The organism is Bacteroides sp. 90-K9/2 (assembly GCF_047310725.1).
Taxonomy (GTDB): Bacteria; Bacteroidota; Bacteroidia; order Bacteroidales; family Bacteroidaceae; genus Bacteroides; species Bacteroides vicugnae.
In genome coordinates, this window is the sequence record NZ_JBCGVL010000007.1 from 1 (window position 1) to 17,695 (window position 17,695).

Annotated in this window: 12 protein-coding genes and 4 riboswitches; of the genes, 3 read left to right on the forward strand and 9 right to left on the reverse strand. The window is 43.7% G+C overall.

Features of this window, described 5'->3' with window-relative positions; genetic code table 11:
* The 7 genes from AAHJ11_RS15905 to AAHJ11_RS15935 form a co-directional block, all read right to left on the reverse strand.
* Positions 1–360: PL29 family lyase N-terminal domain-containing protein (locus AAHJ11_RS15905; protein WP_413579812.1), on the reverse strand; the 360-nt coding region annotated here is incomplete at its 3' end.
* Between the two features lie 34 nt (positions 361–394).
* Complete coding sequence (locus tag AAHJ11_RS15910; protein WP_148365174.1) at positions 395–1,552, reverse strand: DUF5074 domain-containing protein; 1,158 nt, start codon at positions 1,550–1,552, stop codon at positions 395–397.
* Positions 1,549–3,612 (reverse strand): TonB-dependent receptor, encoded by a 2,064-nt coding sequence (locus tag AAHJ11_RS15915; RefSeq protein ID WP_413579814.1) that lies wholly within the window; start codon positions 3,610–3,612, stop codon positions 1,549–1,551. Before AAHJ11_RS15915 ends, AAHJ11_RS15910 begins: the two co-directional genes overlap by 4 nt.
* Positions 3,613–3,748: 136 nt before the next feature.
* Positions 3,749–3,967: riboswitch (cobalamin riboswitch) on the reverse strand.
* Positions 3,968–4,099: 132 nt separating this feature from the next.
* Positions 4,100–5,785 (reverse strand): putative transporter, encoded by a 1,686-nt coding sequence (locus AAHJ11_RS15920; RefSeq protein WP_217723646.1) that lies wholly within the window; start codon positions 5,783–5,785, stop codon positions 4,100–4,102.
* Positions 5,786–5,999: 214 nt separating this feature from the next.
* Positions 6,000–6,214: riboswitch (cobalamin riboswitch) on the reverse strand.
* Positions 6,215–6,292: 78 nt separating this feature from the next.
* Positions 6,293–7,048, reverse strand: a complete 756-nt coding sequence (locus AAHJ11_RS15925; protein ID WP_148365171.1) for an ABC transporter ATP-binding protein — start codon at positions 7,046–7,048, stop codon at positions 6,293–6,295.
* Positions 7,045–8,061 (reverse strand): FecCD family ABC transporter permease, encoded by a 1,017-nt coding sequence (locus AAHJ11_RS15930; protein WP_074637528.1) that lies wholly within the window; start codon positions 8,059–8,061, stop codon positions 7,045–7,047. The genes AAHJ11_RS15925 and AAHJ11_RS15930 overlap by 4 nt, the downstream gene beginning before the upstream one ends.
* Positions 8,058–9,191, reverse strand: a complete 1,134-nt coding sequence (locus AAHJ11_RS15935; protein ID WP_320975145.1) for an ABC transporter substrate-binding protein — start codon at positions 9,189–9,191, stop codon at positions 8,058–8,060. The genes AAHJ11_RS15930 and AAHJ11_RS15935 overlap by 4 nt, the downstream gene beginning before the upstream one ends.
* Positions 9,192–9,329: 138 nt before the next feature.
* A riboswitch (cobalamin riboswitch) is annotated at positions 9,330–9,542 on the forward strand.
* 63 nt (positions 9,543–9,605) lie between these two features.
* Between AAHJ11_RS15935 and AAHJ11_RS15940 the strand changes: the two genes are divergently transcribed.
* Genes AAHJ11_RS15940 through AAHJ11_RS15950 form a run of 3 tightly spaced genes read left to right on the forward strand, consistent with a single transcriptional unit; the run spans position 9,606 to position 12,892 of the window.
* Positions 9,606–10,790 (forward strand): ABC transporter substrate-binding protein, encoded by a 1,185-nt coding sequence (locus tag AAHJ11_RS15940; RefSeq protein WP_413579816.1) that lies wholly within the window; start codon positions 9,606–9,608, stop codon positions 10,788–10,790.
* A gap of 7 nt (positions 10,791–10,797) precedes the next feature.
* The gene (locus tag AAHJ11_RS15945; RefSeq protein ID WP_148365169.1) at positions 10,798–11,835 is read left to right on the forward strand and encodes a FecCD family ABC transporter permease; all 1,038 of its coding nucleotides are present in this window, start codon (positions 10,798–10,800) and stop codon (positions 11,833–11,835) included.
* 25 nt (positions 11,836–11,860) lie between these two features.
* Entirely contained in the window at positions 11,861–12,892 is a 1,032-nt protein-coding gene (locus AAHJ11_RS15950) for an ABC transporter ATP-binding protein (RefSeq protein ID WP_297284566.1), read from the forward strand.
* Between the two features lie 805 nt (positions 12,893–13,697).
* On the opposite strand, the gene cbiD is transcribed toward AAHJ11_RS15950, so the two are convergent.
* Positions 13,698–15,509, reverse strand: coding sequence for a cobalt-precorrin-5B (C(1))-methyltransferase CbiD (gene cbiD / locus AAHJ11_RS15955; protein ID WP_413579817.1), 1,812 nt, complete (start codon positions 15,507–15,509; stop codon positions 13,698–13,700).
* Positions 15,506–17,335, reverse strand: coding sequence for a precorrin-4 C(11)-methyltransferase (gene cobM / locus AAHJ11_RS15960; protein ID WP_320975147.1), 1,830 nt, complete (start codon positions 17,333–17,335; stop codon positions 15,506–15,508). Before cobM ends, cbiD begins: the two co-directional genes overlap by 4 nt.
* 130 nt (positions 17,336–17,465) lie before the next feature.
* A riboswitch (cobalamin riboswitch) is annotated at positions 17,466–17,661 on the forward strand.
* The last annotated feature ends 34 nt before the right edge of the window (positions 17,662–17,695 follow it).

Here is a 17,695-nt window from a genome sequence, read left to right on the forward strand (position 1 = left end):
TACCAACGGTACTACAGAATGGCTACCGGATGCAGAACACAAATTGAGAGTAACAGGTGTAACTCCTGTCATGGGAGCATCTGTACCATTTGTTCCATTTTTGATAGATACTTTGCTTCCGTCATTGAAGGTCAGTGTGTAGCCATCAGATGTCTGTTCCGTGTTGGTGATTACTTTCCCTTGATTTAATGCGTCTACCAAACTCTGTAAAGTTGTAATTTCAGAGTTCATTTTCTTGACTGTTGTTTCTAGTGTTTCTACTCGTCCGTCGAGATCATTGACTTTATCCCAGAGATCATCGTCATTGTAGCAACTGCATACCGTAACGACAGTGAGCAGTAAAAATAGAATTTTCTTCATTGCTTTTGTTTTTAATTAGTAATAGTGATATGAATTATTGAATCTCTTTTAGTTTCTTATCTGTAAAGGCAATATGTGCCGGAATGTCCCCCGTGATGACTGACCATTTCTTTTTTCCATCCCGGGAGAAACAATATAATGTGCCGGGAGTCACATAGTCTTTGGCATCGGTGACGAAGAATTCACCTGTTTCCGGATTGATTGCTATTCCATAAGGTATCTTGATAGATTTTTCCGTACCATCTGTAATAAAATTGCGGGTATCAGTTTTCTTTGTTTTTGTATTATAAATAGCGTAAGAGACTGTCCAACTGTTGGTGTAATAACTCCATTCTGTACTGTATACATACAGTGAATCTCTGCAAATAGCCATTTCTGTATTGGGAAGAAGCGGTAATTCTTCAATTACTTTATCGGTATTGGAATCTATTACAAATGTTTCGGAGTAAGTGTCATAATAATCTCCCCGGGATGAGACATAAATATTTCCGTATTGGTCTAATTCCATTCTATGCAAATTGATTCCCACATCAATGGTTTTGATAACTTTGAATGTGTTCAAGTCGATGACGGATACCGTGCGGTCATAATTAGGTACGCGATACCCGCCGGAGTTGGCTACATAGAGTTTGTTGCCCACAATCACCATTTCTTCCGGCTGGTAACCGACCACACAGGTATCCTTGACAGTCAGTGTGGTAGTGTCAACACGTGCTACATACCCCAGTCTGGCGTTGGGATCTATTTTGACAGGGCCTGCATACGAACTGACGTATGCATATTTATCTTTAAAGACGATATAACGGCAATTAGGTATGGAAATTTGCGTGATGTGTTTTGCTGTTTCTACATTCATCACTTCTACGAAATGAGAACAGTTGATGATGGCATATAACTTATTTCCATAGATTTGGATATCATTTCCCACATCCCCCAATTCTTGTACGACTCCCGGGTTCCGTTCCGCATAGATATTCTTATGATAGATACCGGTTTCGTAATCAAAATAATCAAGGGTAGCCTTGTTGCTTCCCATATTTCCTTCATTGAGTAGAAAGAAACCTTTGACAGAGGTACCGCTTACTCCGGGGGTAACTTGGTTGGGAGTTGACGGAATAATGCGTTCATCTTCGCGACAAGAAGTCGACAGAAGAACAAAACAGATAAGGATGGATAGAACAGATATTCTCATAACATGACGTTTAATTTGATTTTAAAACTTGTACCGGGCATAGGATAGCATTGCACTACTTCATATTGCTGATTGAAGATATTATTAATTTCTGCCGTTACACGTATTCCCGTTTTCCCCCATTGAAAAGTTTTGGATAGGGAAAAATCGTGGGTATACCAGGGCTGTGCGTAGTTCTCCGGGATATTGGCGACTGCTTCATAACGTTCACCTGTATAAATGAAACTATAGTTACAGGACCATGTTTGGTAACTTCCATTGAGGATGATGGAACCTCCATGCCAAGGTATATAAGGAATCTGGCCTCCATACCATTCACTGGTAGGATCGGTAAAATCCTGTGCCTTTTGATAGGTGTAATTGAAGAGAGTGCTAAGTTCCACCTTTCCGAAGCCCCATTCTCCTCGTATGGCTGCGTCTAATCCCCGAATTTCCACATGTCCGAGATTAATCATAGTCCAACGGAACTGGTTGGAGGTAGGCATGGCAATGATTTTATCATCTACTTCATTATAGTAACCATCTATTTGTAAGTCCAGGCTTTTCAGCCAATGGTTATTCCAGGTGTGAGAGAAAGTGATACCCACATCGTATTGGGTGGTATATTCTGGTTTTAAGTCCTTATTGCCGATAAAAGTATAATACAAATCATTGAGAGTCGGCATGCGAAAGACTTTCTTATAAAAGGCCCGTACATTCAGAGGGAGCTTGGGCAATGGTTGCCAGGTGGCTATGACAGACGGAGTGTATTTGTTTTTGGTGCCTGCATTGGCTCCTTTGGTACGTGTATTGTCGTCGACATGAGTATATAACAGGCTCGCCTGCAACATGAGGCGGTTGAAGTCAAAGGACGTGGCAGCAGAAGTCAGGATTGTATTACGGGTTGGATAGACAAAATCGATGAGATCGGCCCGTAATGTATTCCATTGAAAATCGTTGGATAATGACATACTCCACCAGGGATAGATGGTGAATAAATGGGCGGCCGAAGCATAGATTTCTTGCTGTCGGTAGTGATTGTCTACATACATGGTGGTGACATCCAGTCTGGGATCGGATAAATAGTGGAGATAGTCATAAGCATATTTTCCGTTGGCTAGCAGACTGTACCAAGGCTTAAAATAGTTTTGAAAAGAGCCTTGCACAAACAGATTGGTATCCCACTGCCGGTCCTGATGGCGAAACTTACCCGATTCTTCTCTTACCGCAGCTCCGGGGTATCCCCGTTCCGAATTGTATAGGTATGCTTTGGCTTTCCATTCTCCTTTGGGGACTTTTCCGAAGAATGCATTCTCCAAACGTAACATTCTTACGTCTCCATTTTGACGAACAGCTGTTGTGTCGTAGCCATCTTTCTTGGCGTATGTGAATTTATATCGTCCTGATGTATACATATACTCCGTACTGATGGAGCTGCTTATTCGTTCGTTGAAACGGTGTTCCCAAAGTAGTGACGGATTGATGGTGGAGAATGAACCGCCTTTCACCCCGATGTTCAGATTGTTTTTCTTTTCCCCGTTGAATATGGGTTTTCGTGTCTGCATATATATGGCACTTGCGGAACTATAATCTTTGGCAGGTTGGAAGATGGCACTTTTTTGACCATTATACAGTGAAATGACTTCCATATTATCTAATGAAAACCGGCCTAGATCGACGACTCCATTTTGCGCATTTCCTAATTCAATACCATCATAAAATACTCCGACATGATGACTGCCCATACTTCGTATATTGACGGTTTTTAGTCCTCCAATACCTCCGTAATCTTTTATCTGTACTCCGGAAAAGTAGCGCAAAGCATCAGCAACGGAGTAAACATTGAGCTTCTCAAGTTCTTTGCCGGACAGAATCTGCACAGGAGACATCTTTTTTTGCATCCGGTTGCTGTAGATAGTAACTTCTTTGAGTTTGAGAAGTGTATCAGACAGAGAAGTCTGATGCCGGACCCTGGACTGGGAAATGGCCGGTAATGTGGTAAATAGAGATAGAATCAAACATAATATCCACCGTAAATGGATACAATGCTTATTGTATGAATGGACTTGAATAGAAAGCATGTCTTTTATTTTATAGGTATAAAAAATCCGTTTGTTCAGATCTGAATTCAATCTACACAAACGGACATATAGCTATTATACCAAATAAAAGATAATTGCTTATTTTCTATTTGACTACTACCCGAAATCCCGCAGGTGTAAATCTGAGCATCAAGGCAGGTCTTCTGACTCATCCCATTTTGCAACGCCTTCCCAGATAAACTATCCAGTGACTTTCGTGTTGCAATTTTGCTCTCTGATTACAAGGAGCGGAGATTTACAGCAGCAGGTTCTGTTGCCGGTTTACACGGCATTCCCTTTTAATTCCTTAACAACGCAAAAGTTGTTTAAGGAAACCTTAACGGCACAAAGTTAGAAAGTTTTTATTAATTAGTTTGTTTTATTCTAAAAAAATATTCCGCTGACCAATAACAAATATTCCGGCATCTGATTCTGTTTTCCCCATTTGTTAATAATCAATTGGATGGAAAAAGGATATATTAATATGTTATCCCAACGACAGAATCAATATTTGTGCCGTCAATACTCGCAGGAACATGGTGAGCGGATAGACTGTAGCGTAACCAACGGCAGGAGCATCACAAGAGGTCAGGTCATTGGAGTAAGCCAATGCCGGCGGATTGGTGGTAGAACCTGCCAGAACACCGATAAGCGTGAAATAATTCAGCTTGCAATAATATCGTCCTATCAATCCTGTAATCAGAAGTGGCAGGATGGTTATAATGACTCCGTAGCCTACCCATACATATCCTCCGCCATGAATGACTGTGTCTACAAAGCCTTCGCCTGCTCCCAAACCTACGCAGGCGAGGAAGATGGAAATACCGATTTCACGAAGCATCAGGTTGGCACTCATGGTGGTATAAGTAATCAACTTGTATTTCGGACCGAAACGGCTAATCAGGATAGAAACGATGAGCGGACCGCCTGCCAGTCCTAGTTTCACAGGTTGCGGGATTCCGGGAAATGCGAAAGGAAGACTTCCCAGGATACATCCTAAAGCGATACCTATAAAGATAGGAATCAGGTTCGGGTGATTCAAGCGTTTCATGGAGTTGCCAAGTACTTTCTCTGCATGAGCAACAGCCAGTTCGGAACCTACAATGGTGACACGGTCTCCCATTTGTAACTGTAATTGTGGAGAAGCTACCAAGTCTACTCCCGAACGATTGACGCGGGTGATGTTTGCTCCGAAGTTATTTCTGATTTTGAGTTGTGAGAGTGTTTTCCCGTTCAATTCCGGTTTAGTAATCAGGATACGGCGTGAAATGAGTTCTTTGTTCAGTTGTTCCCATTCCATTTTGATTTCCTTTCCGAAGAATACAGTGATTGCTTCCACGTCAATCGGGGTAGAGATCACTAATATGATATCCCCTACATGTAGGGTTGTCTCGGAATTAACCAATTCGGTTTCTCCACCTTCGCGGTGTTTGATGCGGGAAATGACAAATTTACGGTTCAGTAACGGGCGGAGTTCTTTAATCTTGATACCGTCTACCGATTCGTTTCTCACCTCGATGGAGATAGGGCGTACAGTAAGTTCCTGAAGATGTCCCAGACCGACTTCTGCATCTTTTTCTTCTTGAGCAGTATTGATGCGCAGGAGATATTTCAAAGCAAGCAGTGAGAGGATGATACCTACTACACCCAGCGGATAACTGACAGCATATCCTAAAGCAATTTCGGGAGCGTCTATACCATTCAAATCACTGTTGGCCTGTTGTGCGGCTCCCAGTCCCGGAGTGTTGGTGACGGCTCCGGACAGAATACCTACCATTGTGGTAATCGGAGTTCCGGTGGTGAAGTGCAGGATGATAGTAATGGTTACTCCTAATACTACTACCAGCATGGCCAGCATATTCAAGGTGAAGCCACCCTTTTTGAATGCCGAAAAAAAGCCGGGTCCCACTTGCAGGCCAATTGAGTAAACAAACAGAATCAATCCGAATTCTTTCAGAAAGTGGAGCAGGTGTTCGTCCAGATTCATGTTGAAATGACCGAATACGATTCCGACAAAGAGTATCCAGGTAACTCCCAGAGATACTCCCCGCACTTTGATTTTTGCAAGGATGATTCCAAACGCTATGGTTAGTGACAGAATCAGTACGGAGTGTGCCACTCCGCCGCCCCAAAGATTGGGGTAACCTTCAAATAAATTTCTTAGAACTTCCATTGTGATTATTATATGATGATATTTAGTTTGGCTAAAAGTACCCCCGGAGAAATCACTTCTGCGGGGATACGCACACATTGAGCATGACGGTTTAATGCCGTCCTTTTGATATTTTAGCTAGAGAGAATTTATCCTCCTTCAATCATTTCCGATGTCATGACTACCCGATTATTTTTTTTACAGTCTGCCGTTTTCCTATCCCACGAGTAAAAACAGCTATTAAGGTATGAATGGCAGGTCTTCTGACTGACTCCCTTCCTGATTCCTTCCCGACCTTGACTATCTATCATACCCGGTCAGTGGTAAAAGTAAATATCAAGAAGTTGAATAGAGTTTCACAGCAGCGGGACTGTCCGGGATTTACACCCGATTCCCTTTTAATTCAGATAGTTGATATGGCTATCTGAAACCAATTCGGGGGCAAAGATAGCGAATTTATATAGAACCCAAATGAATGCTACCTATTTATTTTATACACAGTCTGATTCTTGTCGGATATCTGTTTGTTTATTTGATGCGTACTCTCATCTCCTGCGCATCGAACGTGACTGATTCATTGCGGAAAAGTCTTTCAATATGTCCGCTGGTCACCATTTCCTGAGTAGGTAGTGTGTACATCTGCGGATTATCTATGAGCATGATGGAGTCGCAGAGCGATAAGGCGATGTCGAGGTCATGAGTGGAGAACAAGATGCATTTGCCCTCGTCCTGTGCCAGTTTCTTTAAAAGTAAACAGAGCTCGTAGCGGTTGGGTAAGTCCAGAAAGGCGGTCGGCTCATCAAGCAGGATGACGGGAGTATCCTGTGCAAGAGCACGGGCAATCATGATTCGCTGACATTCGCCATCGGACATTTTGTCCATTGTCTTTTCTGCATAACCGGACATACCGACTAGCTGCATAGCGTCGTCCACTCGCTTTTGGTCTTCCGGTTGCAGTTGACCGATCCAGTTGGTGTAGGGAGCACGTCCTAAAGCTACTACATCTTTACAGCGGAGATTGGCGATGCGTACTTTATCGGTGGTGACAAAGCTGATATTCCGGGCTAATTTTTCCGGTTTCAATGAAGCTATGTTTTTTCCTTGCAGAGTAATTTCTCCTGATTGAGGCTTTTCCAATCCCATCATAGCACGGAGCAGGGTACTTTTTCCCGTCCCGTTACGTCCCAGCAGGGCGACGAGTTGTCCGCCCGTGATTCGGGTATTTACGGTTTCCAACAGCGTGCGCTGTCCATATCCTAATGTCAGTTCTTTAAGCTCTATCATTTGAATCTACGCAAGTTTTTGGTGATTACCCATAAAATAACCGGAACACCTAGCAAGGCGGTGATGCAGTTAACCGGAAGCTGGAATTTCTTGGCGATGATGTCGCAGAGAAGCATACTGATAAGTCCTGTCAGCATGGTGCCGGGGACAAGTATCCGGTGGTCGGCATTGTTGAACAGCAGTCGTGTGACGTGCGGTACTGCCAGACCGATAAATCCTACCGGACCACAGAAAGCGGTGACCGTTCCTGTCAGCAGTGCGGTAGAAACAAAGATGAACGTGCGTGAACGTTTTATGTTCATTCCCATCGTTCGTGCATAGTTTTCACCGAGCAGTAGCAGGTTCAGCGATTTGATACAGGCTACGGAAATCAGTAAGCCGATACATAGCATAGGTAGCATAATTCCCAGTTGGGTGGCTGTGATATGGCTAAGAGATCCCATTGACCAGAGTGTGAACATTTTCAGTTGTTCGGCAGAACTTAGGTATTGCAGAATCTGGATAATGGCGCCTGCCACATAACCTATCATAACTCCCATAATCAGTACACCGAGAATGTTTTTTACTTTCCGGCTGATAATGGCTACTCCCAATAAGATTACAGCAGTTCCTATCCAGCCCGAACCAACGATACCTAGTGACTGAAGAATTGGAAACTCCGCCCATCCAAGTAATGGAGCACCTAGTATGAACAGAGCTACGCCCAGTCCTGCACCGGAACTTACTCCCAGCAGGTAAGGGTCTGCCAACGGATTCTGGAATACTGTTTGCATCTGTAAACCACTAACGGAGAGTGCTATTCCTATCAAAGCCGCTACCACTACCCGTATGAAGCGGATAGAAAGGAGAATATTGCGTGTCATTTCATCACATTCGCCTCCTGTGAGTACAGTCCATACCTTGGTGATTGGAATATATGTATCTCCCGTTGCCATATCTATCAGTAATAACAGTATGGCAACTATACCCAGTGTAATGAATAAAAAGGGAGTACGTTTATCAGGTTGTTTCATTCCAGATGTCTGTAATAGTAAAGTGAATCGGATACGAGTTCGGGGTGAAAGATATGAATCAGGTCACGCAATACGATGTCGGGACGTACCACTGCAGATTCCCAGTAGTCATTGCCTCCTGTCGGCGTTGTTCGTAAATTGTTGTTGTAAACAGTTTTTTCGCGTACTGCCTTGGCATCTGCGAATTTAGGATTGACCGTCTTTAGTTCATCCAACGTAGAAGCCATGCCTACATTAATCCAGTAATCGGCCTTTTGTATCAGTTTGTAAGCCGTTTCCAGTCCGATGGGAGTGGAACTGTTAGAAGTGTTTTCTTTGTAGATGTAATCCGCACCTGCATCAGTTACCAATTGTGCCATGTAACTTTGTGTGGAAGGCATCACCCAACTGTCGTTCCACGGGGTATTGAACATAACGGTAGGACGTTGCTCTACCGATTCGGTGAGCGCTTTCAAAACTTGATAACGTTTAGGGATTTCACGGAATATTTCGATGCCTTTTTCCCTGCTGTCTGTTAATTCGGCAAGAGCTACCAGCCATTCGGCTTTACCAAGCGGTGATTCCTCCAAATATTCTCCTACATACATATAAGGTATAGACAGTTCTTTCAGTTTGTCTGTTACGGCAGTTTGCGCATCTCCGATACCGTATAGCAGGACAACATCCGGTTTCAGTCCCAATAATAATTCATAATTCATTTCGGGACCCATGTCCTTGATAGAATTTTTATGTGCAAGAATATATGGGTTTGATACATAGTCGATGCCCGATACTCCGACAATTTTGTCCACTTGTCCTAGAGCGTCGAACATAGCGATGTAGGAAGAAGCCATGCATACGATACGTTTCGCTCCGGCAGGGATGGTAGGTCCGTTGAATCCGGCAGGTGCCTGTTCACCGTTGCGTGAAATGAAATAAGACATTTTTACGTCCTTGGCTCCCTGCCATGGATTGGAAACCTGAATAAGTGTGCTGGCGGCATTGTCCGCACCCAGAATCTTGAATCCGGTAGCATATTCAGGTGTATAGACATCCTGTTTGAAAGCCTCGAGAGAAGTCTTCTTGTTGGATATACAACTAGTCAGGAAGAGAAGACATAGCCATATGAGGATTGAAATAGGAGATTTCATCTTTATTCGTGTATCTTTTAAATGAATAAATAATTTTCGGTGTCTGAAGATTGACATTGTGGGGCAAAGATAAGTATCTTTGGAGATATTCTTTCTTTTTTTATTGCATTTTCTCCGAAATCATTCCTATTTATGTATCTTTGCAAGGTGAATTTTGGTGTCACTTTTCCGATGCTACGGAAAGAGTGGTGAAAAGGGAATCAGGTGAAAATCCTGAACAGACCCGCTGCTGTAAGCCCCGCTGAAGTTTTCCTGCAATACTCAAATCCACTGTCTCGATCATGAAGAGGCGGGAAGGGCGTCAGGAAAATGGAGCAAGTCAGAAGACCTGCCAGAATGAAGTTTTCGATACTTTCCGGGAGTAAGGTTCGAGAAATACTTGAATAATCTGAAGATTAATCTTATAGATAAAATATGAGCAGATATAATAGTATGCGGCTGAAAGGAAAATACTGGTCGGTTGTTTGCCTTTTGTTATTTCTTGTTTCTTGTGGACAGAAGAGTAAAAACAATGCGCAGGCAGTCGGAGTGGCGGTTAGCACCTCTGATTCCTCCCGGAGCATTCTTCCGGAATATGCTGAAGGTTTCGAAGTGCAATATGTAGAGGGAGGATGTCTGGTGACCATTCAGGACCCGCAGAAAGAAAAAGGTAAAGGGGAAATTTATCAGTATGCGTTTGTCAGGGATAAGGAAGCCTTTGCGAAAAATAAAGTATCCGCTGATTATGTAGTGCAGCCCGTTCCGATTAAGAATATCATTTGTATGACTTCGTTGCAGCTGTCCAATTTTATAAAACTGGATGAGCTGGATCATGTGGTAGGTATCACAAGTACCCGCCATTTGTTTAATGAGGAAGTAAAACGCCGGTTGAAAGAGAAGAAAATTCGTAAGATAGGGATAGAGGGGAACTTTGATAATGAAGTCATTATCTCCATGAATCCCGATCTGATTCTGATTTCTCCTTTCAAACGGGGAGGATATGACGCATTGAAAGAGGTAGGTATTCCTTTGATTCCGCATTTGGGATATAAAGAGAATTCTCCCCTCGGGCAGGCAGAATGGATTAAGTTTATCGGTCTGCTGATTGGAGAAGAGGAGAAAGCAAATGCGATCTTCGATTCGATTAAGACTGAATATAATACATTGAAACAGCTGACGGCAAAGATTGAGAAAATGCCGGTTGTTTTTAGTGGTGAGCTGCGTGGCGGCAACTGGTATGCCGTAGGAGGACGCAATTTCCTCGCACAACTTTTCAGGGATGCCGGTGCCGATTATTTCCTAAAAGATGATCCGAATACAGGTGGAGTGACTTTAGACTTTGAGACTGTTTACAGTCGCGCGGAAAGTGCTGATTATTGGCGGATATTGAATAGCCATAACGGCACGTTCACTTACGACGCCTTGAAAGCGCAGGATTCCCGGTATGCAGATTTCCGGGCATTCAAAGATAAAGGAGTGATTTATTGCAATCTCAAGGAGAAACCTTATTATGAGAATGTTCCCACTCATCCGGAAGTGCTGCTGAAAGATTTGATTAAAGTATTTCATCCGGAACTGCTACCGGAATATACTCCCGTTTTTTATGAGCTTTTAAAATGAGAAGGGTATGAAAACTCCTGTCTGGTTGTTGATGCTTCTGTTGGTTGGATTGATTTTTTTTCTTTTCTTCCTGAATCTCGTATTGGGTTCTGTATCTATACCGTTTCGTGCCGTATGGGATATTTGCCTGTGGGGAGATCATGAGAACCACATCTGGACGAATATCATCTGGAAATCGAGAATGCCCCAGGCAGTCACTGCGTTGGTTGCCGGAGCAGGGTTGTCCGTCAGCGGATTGCAGATGCAGACAGTTTTCAGAAACCCATTGGCAGGGCCTTCAGTGTTGGGGATTAGTTCCGGAGCGAGTATGGGAGTGGCTTTTGTCGTTTTATTGTCAGGCAGTCTTGGAGGAGTGGCGTTGAGCAGTCTGGGGCTGATTGGTGAATTGGCACTGACGGTTGCCGCTATTGCAGGAGCATTGTCTATCATGGCGCTTATTGCTTTCGCCTCACAGAAAGTAAAAGGAAATGTGACTCTGTTGATTATCGGTGTGATGATTGGTTATGTAGCCAATGCTGTGATTGGAGTCTTGAAGTTTTTCAGCGTTGAAGAAGATATTCGCGCGTATGTCATTTGGGGATTAGGAAGCTTTTCCCGTATTTCCGGTGACCAGTTATTCCCATTTCTTTCCACAATGGCTGTACTTCTTCCACTCTCTTTTCTGTTGATTAAGACATTGAATCTGTTGTTGCTTGGAGACAGTTATGCGCGAAATCTGGGCTTGAATATCAAACGTGCCCGTTTGTTGGTAATCTCCTGTTCCGGAGCTTTGGTGGCGATTGTTACGGCTTATTGTGGACCGATTGTTTTTCTGGGACTGGCTGTGCCGCATCTTTGCCGTGCTTTGTTCCGTACTTCCGACCATCGGATATTGATGCCTTCTTCTTTACTGGTAGGGGCGGCAATGGCGTTATTGTGTAATCTGATAGCCCGTATGCCGGGGTTTGAAGGTGCTTTGCCGGTCAACTCCGTCACAGCTTTGGTCGGTGCGCCGGTGGTAGTGTCGGTATTGTTCCGTAAGCGTAAGGGAGAGGTAAATGAATGATAATCAGAACAGGGAGAAACTTAACATGCAAGAGCAAGAAACCATAACTATCAGGAACCTGGTCACAGGCTATAAAGGAAAGCATAAAACGCATATCGTAGCCCGTGATATAAATGCCAGTATTTATGCTGGCGAACTCACTTGTCTGCTTGGAGCCAATGGAGCGGGAAAGTCCACTTTGTTGCATACACTGTCCGGTTTCCTACCGAAATTGTCGGGAGAGATCCGGATCATGAATAAAGAGGTTGAGAAATATTCCGATGCGGATATGTCGAAAGTCATCAGTGTGGTGCTGACAGAAAAGTGCGACTTGCGTAATATGATTGTGGAAGAGATGGTAGCGTTAGGAAGAAGTCCTTATACCGGTTTTTGGGGAGTATTGAAGAAAGGAGATAAAGAAATTGTTTCCCGTGCGATAGCCGGTGTGGGGATAGAGATGCTAACCGGCCGGATGATGCATACGTTGAGTGACGGAGAAAAACAAAAGGTAATGATTGCCAAAGCGTTGGCGCAGGAAACACCTGTGATTTTCCTGGATGAACCGACTGCTTTCCTTGATTTTCCAAGTAAAGTGGAGATGATGCAACTGTTGCATCGGTTATCCCGCGATACGGGGAAAACGATTTTCATGAGTACCCATGATTTGGAATTGGCTTTACAGATTGCCGATAAAGTCTGGATGATGGATAAAGAAAACGGTGTGACTATCGGAACTCCTGAAGACTTGTCACTGAATGGTACATTAAGTAACTTCTTTTCCCGTAAAGGAATCATGTTCGACCAAAATACGGGACTATTTAAAATCAACAATGAATATTCTGTAAAGATGCGTCTTGAAGGGCATGGCCAAAAGTATGCGATGGTCAGGAAAGCTCTTTTGCGAAATGGAATTCTGGCAGGGCGTGAGATTGAATCTGATGTTTACATAGAAACAGGTAATCTTCAGACGGAAGGATTTTTGTTGCATTTGCCGGAGAATGAAGTTCGAAAAGCGGATGATATTGAAGTATTACTCAAGCTGGTGTCCGGTTATCTGGTGAATAGCAGATATAGTTGATTCAAAAAATCCTCTAAACTGTATGGAAATGAGCCGAAATATAATCTCTTCATACTCCACTATAAAATTAAAAAGTAAAAAATTGCTGTCACCTGTCACATGTTTGTGCTTAAACTTCTAACAGTGAATGGGTTATGGCGTGACGGAAGCATGTGACAGCACGGTGACGGCATTTCTGCTGTCACCTCTTCTCACTCTCTCTCTAAGAAGTAAGTTCCAAGTTAGTTTCCTTTGTCTGAAACTCTGGTTCCAACAAAGAAAAACTAGAGTTTCATAGGTAATAAACCAATGGTTTCAAGTAATTGGAACTAGGGTTTCAAACCTGTGGAACTAGAGTTTCAAGCCTATGAAACCAATGGTTTGAAGGTATGAAAACGAATGTTTTCCTGCGGCTAAGAAATATGAAGCTATACAGGTTGTGATTTTCAAGAAAGAGAAAAGAAAGAGAAGAAAGAATCGTGGGATAAAAGGTGTGACAGCAAAAGTGCTGTCACTGTGCTGTCATATGCTGCTGTCACACCGCTATTCATTCATTATCAGAAGTTTAAATACAAATATGTGACAGGTGACAGCAAATTTTTACTTTTTAATTCTCTAGTAGAAGATCCTAGGATTATATTTCGGCTCATTTTTGTTCGGAAATGAATCAAATGCTTATGATTCTTTTTAGGCACGGATTACACGGATTTCACGGTTTTAGCGTAGTGAGTGCGCAAAGCTACCGTGTAATCCGCGTAATCCGTGCCTAAATTTTATGACTTGTTTAGTTCATAACTGTGCTGAAATAAGCCTGTCAATAATAGATTTATAACAAGGTAGAGTGAATTTGATAGGAAATCTCCCCAGTCTCATTGATCCATAAAAGGGTGAGTTCTCCTTTGGGGAAAAGTGGTGTGCAATGCATAAGGCATAATTGCACTAACTTGCCGAGCAGAGCCTCTTTATCATGTCTGTTTGGTATTCCCCACAGTTCGCGGGCGAGTGTCATTTGTTCAATCAAAGATAAAGTCTCATTCGAGCAGCCACACTGGACTGCGATTTCTTTTAAAAAGTCTTTGTTCATTACCACTTTCTTGCTGTGAGTATCCAAGTGTCCTTCTGCTAGTTTTACCGCTTTTCCTATCATAATCCCCATGCTTACCTTTTGAAAACCAGTCTCTGCTGCTATTTTTAATGTCTCTCCGATAAAGTTTCCGTAATGGACGAAAGCCTGTGGAGGAAGATTCGGATAGAGGCTCCGGACAAATTTCTCACTTTTGGCTCCGGAATTGATAACCAATCGTTCCGTATTAACTGCATAGGCCACTTCCACTTCCTTGCGTATGGCATCAACGAATGCTTCCGAAGAAAAAGGTTTCACAATACCCGAAGTTCCGATAATGGAGATTCCTCCAATAATTCCCAATTTCGGGTTGAATGTTTTCAGAGCCAGTGCTTCTCCTTCGGGAACGCTGATAGTTACGTCCAGCCCTCCTCCATAAAGTAAGGATAGCTCATTGACGATCATTTTCCGGGGAGTCGAATTAATGGCAGGTTCACCGACGGCTAATCCCAATCCGGGAAGTGTGACTTTTCCCACCCCTTTTCCTTGCAGGAAATGTATGCCGGGAGAATCGGAAAAAGATACAGTGGCTACAATCTGATGTCCGTGGGTAACGTCCGGGTCATCTCCGGCATCTTTGATGACACTGGCAGTAGCGGTATTCTCATCCGTTTTTTCTACCTTATATATAGGTAGGACGACCCTTTCTCCATCCGGTAATGTCACTTCCGTTTTTTCTTCAAAACATTCTTCTGTCAATGCAAGTAAAGCGGCTTTGGCTGCGGCTGTTGCGCAGGTTCCGGTAGTGAATCCACTTCTTAGGGCATAAAATCCCGGTACATTTAGTTCAACAGCCCGTCTCAATCCGTATTTCCCATTTACTGTAATAAAACCCTCGGGCAGGGGAGGACGGCGGACCACATAAATTTTGATTCCGTTTTTCAGAGCAGCTTCTATTTTTTCGATGAAGCCTCCCGAACTGCCGCTTTCTTTCGTGATAATCGCTTGCGGGGAAAGTTGCTTAAAAAGGAGTGATTCATCTTCTTCGGGTTGATAGAAAATCAGTTTTTTTTTGGGGAATCCTGCCTTTATGGCAATATCTACGGATTCCGACCGTTCCAGAACCCGAAAGATACAGTCATGCTCTTTCCAGAAACCTTGTAGCTTGGCAATAGTTTGAGTGCCGGTGAGAGCCAGTAGTTTCTCTATACCGTCCTGTTTCATACGGGCGACGGAGCCTTCGAAGTCATCACACCAAATGATTTCCTCCGATAATTCCGGATAGATACGCTCCAGGCGCACTACCTTGATCGTTAATTCTTTTGCCGCGAGGAAGATATTCTGGTGGAGTTGTTGCGCAAATGGATGGGCGGCATCTATTATTAATCGGATGTCGTGTTCACGGCAGAAAGAAATGATTTTTTCTGAATCCATGTTGCCGGTCAGTCGCGTCATATTTCTGCACGTGACTTCCTGAAGGGTGCCACGTGTGGAATAATAAAAGGGTTGTCCTGCTTCATCGAGGGTTTCAGCGGCAGTGCGTCCCTCCGTCGTTCCTCCGAAAATCAGTATCATGGGCGGAAAAGATGTTTGAATTCATCAGCATATAGTCTGGATAATCCCTCCCGGTGGTCGATGGCATTACCGATTACAAGCAGGGTAGTAAGAGTCAGATGGTTGTCACGGACAATTTGAGCAAGATCTTTCAGCTTGCCGCGATATATCTTTTCTTCTTTCCAAGTGAGTTTGTAGCAGGCAGCTACGGGCGTTTCGGGAGAGTAGGCTTGCAAGAGTTCTTCCTGTACCTGCTCCACAATAGCAGCACTTAGATAGATGCACATCGTGCTTTGCGAGCGCGCCAGCAAATGAAGTTTTTCTTTCTCGGGCATCGGTGTCCGACCCTCTCCACGTGTGAGGATAATGCTTTGCACTTCTTCAGGAATGGTGAACTGTGATTTGAGGGCGGCTGCTGCGGCCTGAAAAGAAGAAATGCCGGGAGTGATGTGATACCTCATTCCGTATTGGTCGAAGAATGCCATCTGTTCGGCAATAGCTCCGTAAATACACGGGTCACCTGTGTGGAGACGTACCACAAACAATCCCTTGTCATAGAAAGACTTCATGAGGGTGAATTGTTCCTCCAATGTCATGTCTGCCGAGCTTCTGACTGTAGCGCCCGGTTTGGCGTAATACGTCAGTTCGCGTGGCACCAGACTGCCGGCATAAAGAATGAGGTCTGCCTTTTCCAGCATTCTCTTGCCTCTTACAGAAATCAATTCCGGGTCGCCCGGACCGGCTCCCACAATCTCGATATGCCCGTTGTTGCGGTCACTATCAGCAGAAAGTGCTACGGCAAAGGTGAAATTATTTCCTTCGGATAATATCCCTTTTTGCTTTTCCATCAGCAATCTGCCGTAATCGGAGGCACGGATAGCAGAACTTTCGGCCACCCCATCAACGCTTGTCACTTCCTTCACTTTTTCGGAGGGATTCGGAACGCTGATATCTGCCAGTTCTTCTGCTTTATAAATATGTAGTTCGCTGTTTGAGAACTGCGTATGTAATTCTGCAATCAGTGGTTCGTCCTTTTTCAGTTCAATCGTTGAGATGCTTTTCACTGCGAGCGGAGAAAGATGGTGTCGCAATAATTCATCTTTTATATAAGTGCAGACTCCCTGTGGAGAACATTCTTTTTTACAGCCTACCCCGATATGAAGCACGGGCGGATAGAACTGCAGTGTCGGGATAGGAGCGTCATATTCCCACGGACCAACAGTGATGAGCAATTGGTATTCGGCTAGCGGTATTTCTTCCAATCTATAATAGATATCTGTATGTTCCGGACAACTCTGTTCAAGTTCGTCCGTTCCTTTATCTTTGACACTAAGAAGCAGGGCTGTCTTGTGTTTATTCACAAACTGAAAAATAGCCTGATTCATGGAAGCCGGTGTTGCCGAAGTTTTCCATCCGTAACGGGAGGTAAACGTATCCAGCGCCCACAACTGTTGATTATCACTTTGGGTGGTGACGATGGCTTCCCCTCCGGTGATTCCCGCAACGATTCGTGTCAGTTCATTGCCGCCTCCGATATGTCCGGACAGTACGGAGATAACGAAACGTCCGGTACTGTCAACGTTAATCACTGCCGGATCGGCATATTTGTTCCGGATGCAGGAAGCAATACTTCTCACGCAGATGCCGAGTGCACCGATAAAAACGATTGCTTTAAAATCGGAAAAATGTTCTTTCATAAACCCGCTGTACGAGGTGATTGTTTCGCATCCCTCTGCTTCTCCCTTGAGGTATATGGCGGATTCTGCTAACTCTCTGCTTATATTTCTGGCTATGGGCAGACTTGACTCGGAGATTAAAATAATTGCTGTCTGAACGCTCTTTTCCATCCTGAAAATAATTAATTGGGTAATGTTGCAAAAGTACAATAATAATCAGTTTCTTTCCTTGAGAGGTCGTGTAAATTTCGTATTACTGAAAATATTTTTAGATATGTTATGAGATCCAAATTAAATGTAGTAATTTTGCGGCACTTTAGGTGATGTTTTCAATCGTCCGATTGAACATAAAAGGGAATCCGGTGTGAATCCGGAGCAGTGCCCGCTACTGTAACATCCATCTATTGAAAGTTTTACTACTGCCACTGTGCCGGATGCACGGGAAGGCGAACTTTCAGGATGAAGTCAGGAAACCTGCCTAAGGAAGAAACAATAGTTAACTTGTTCTCGGGGCTAAGAACATAAACTATA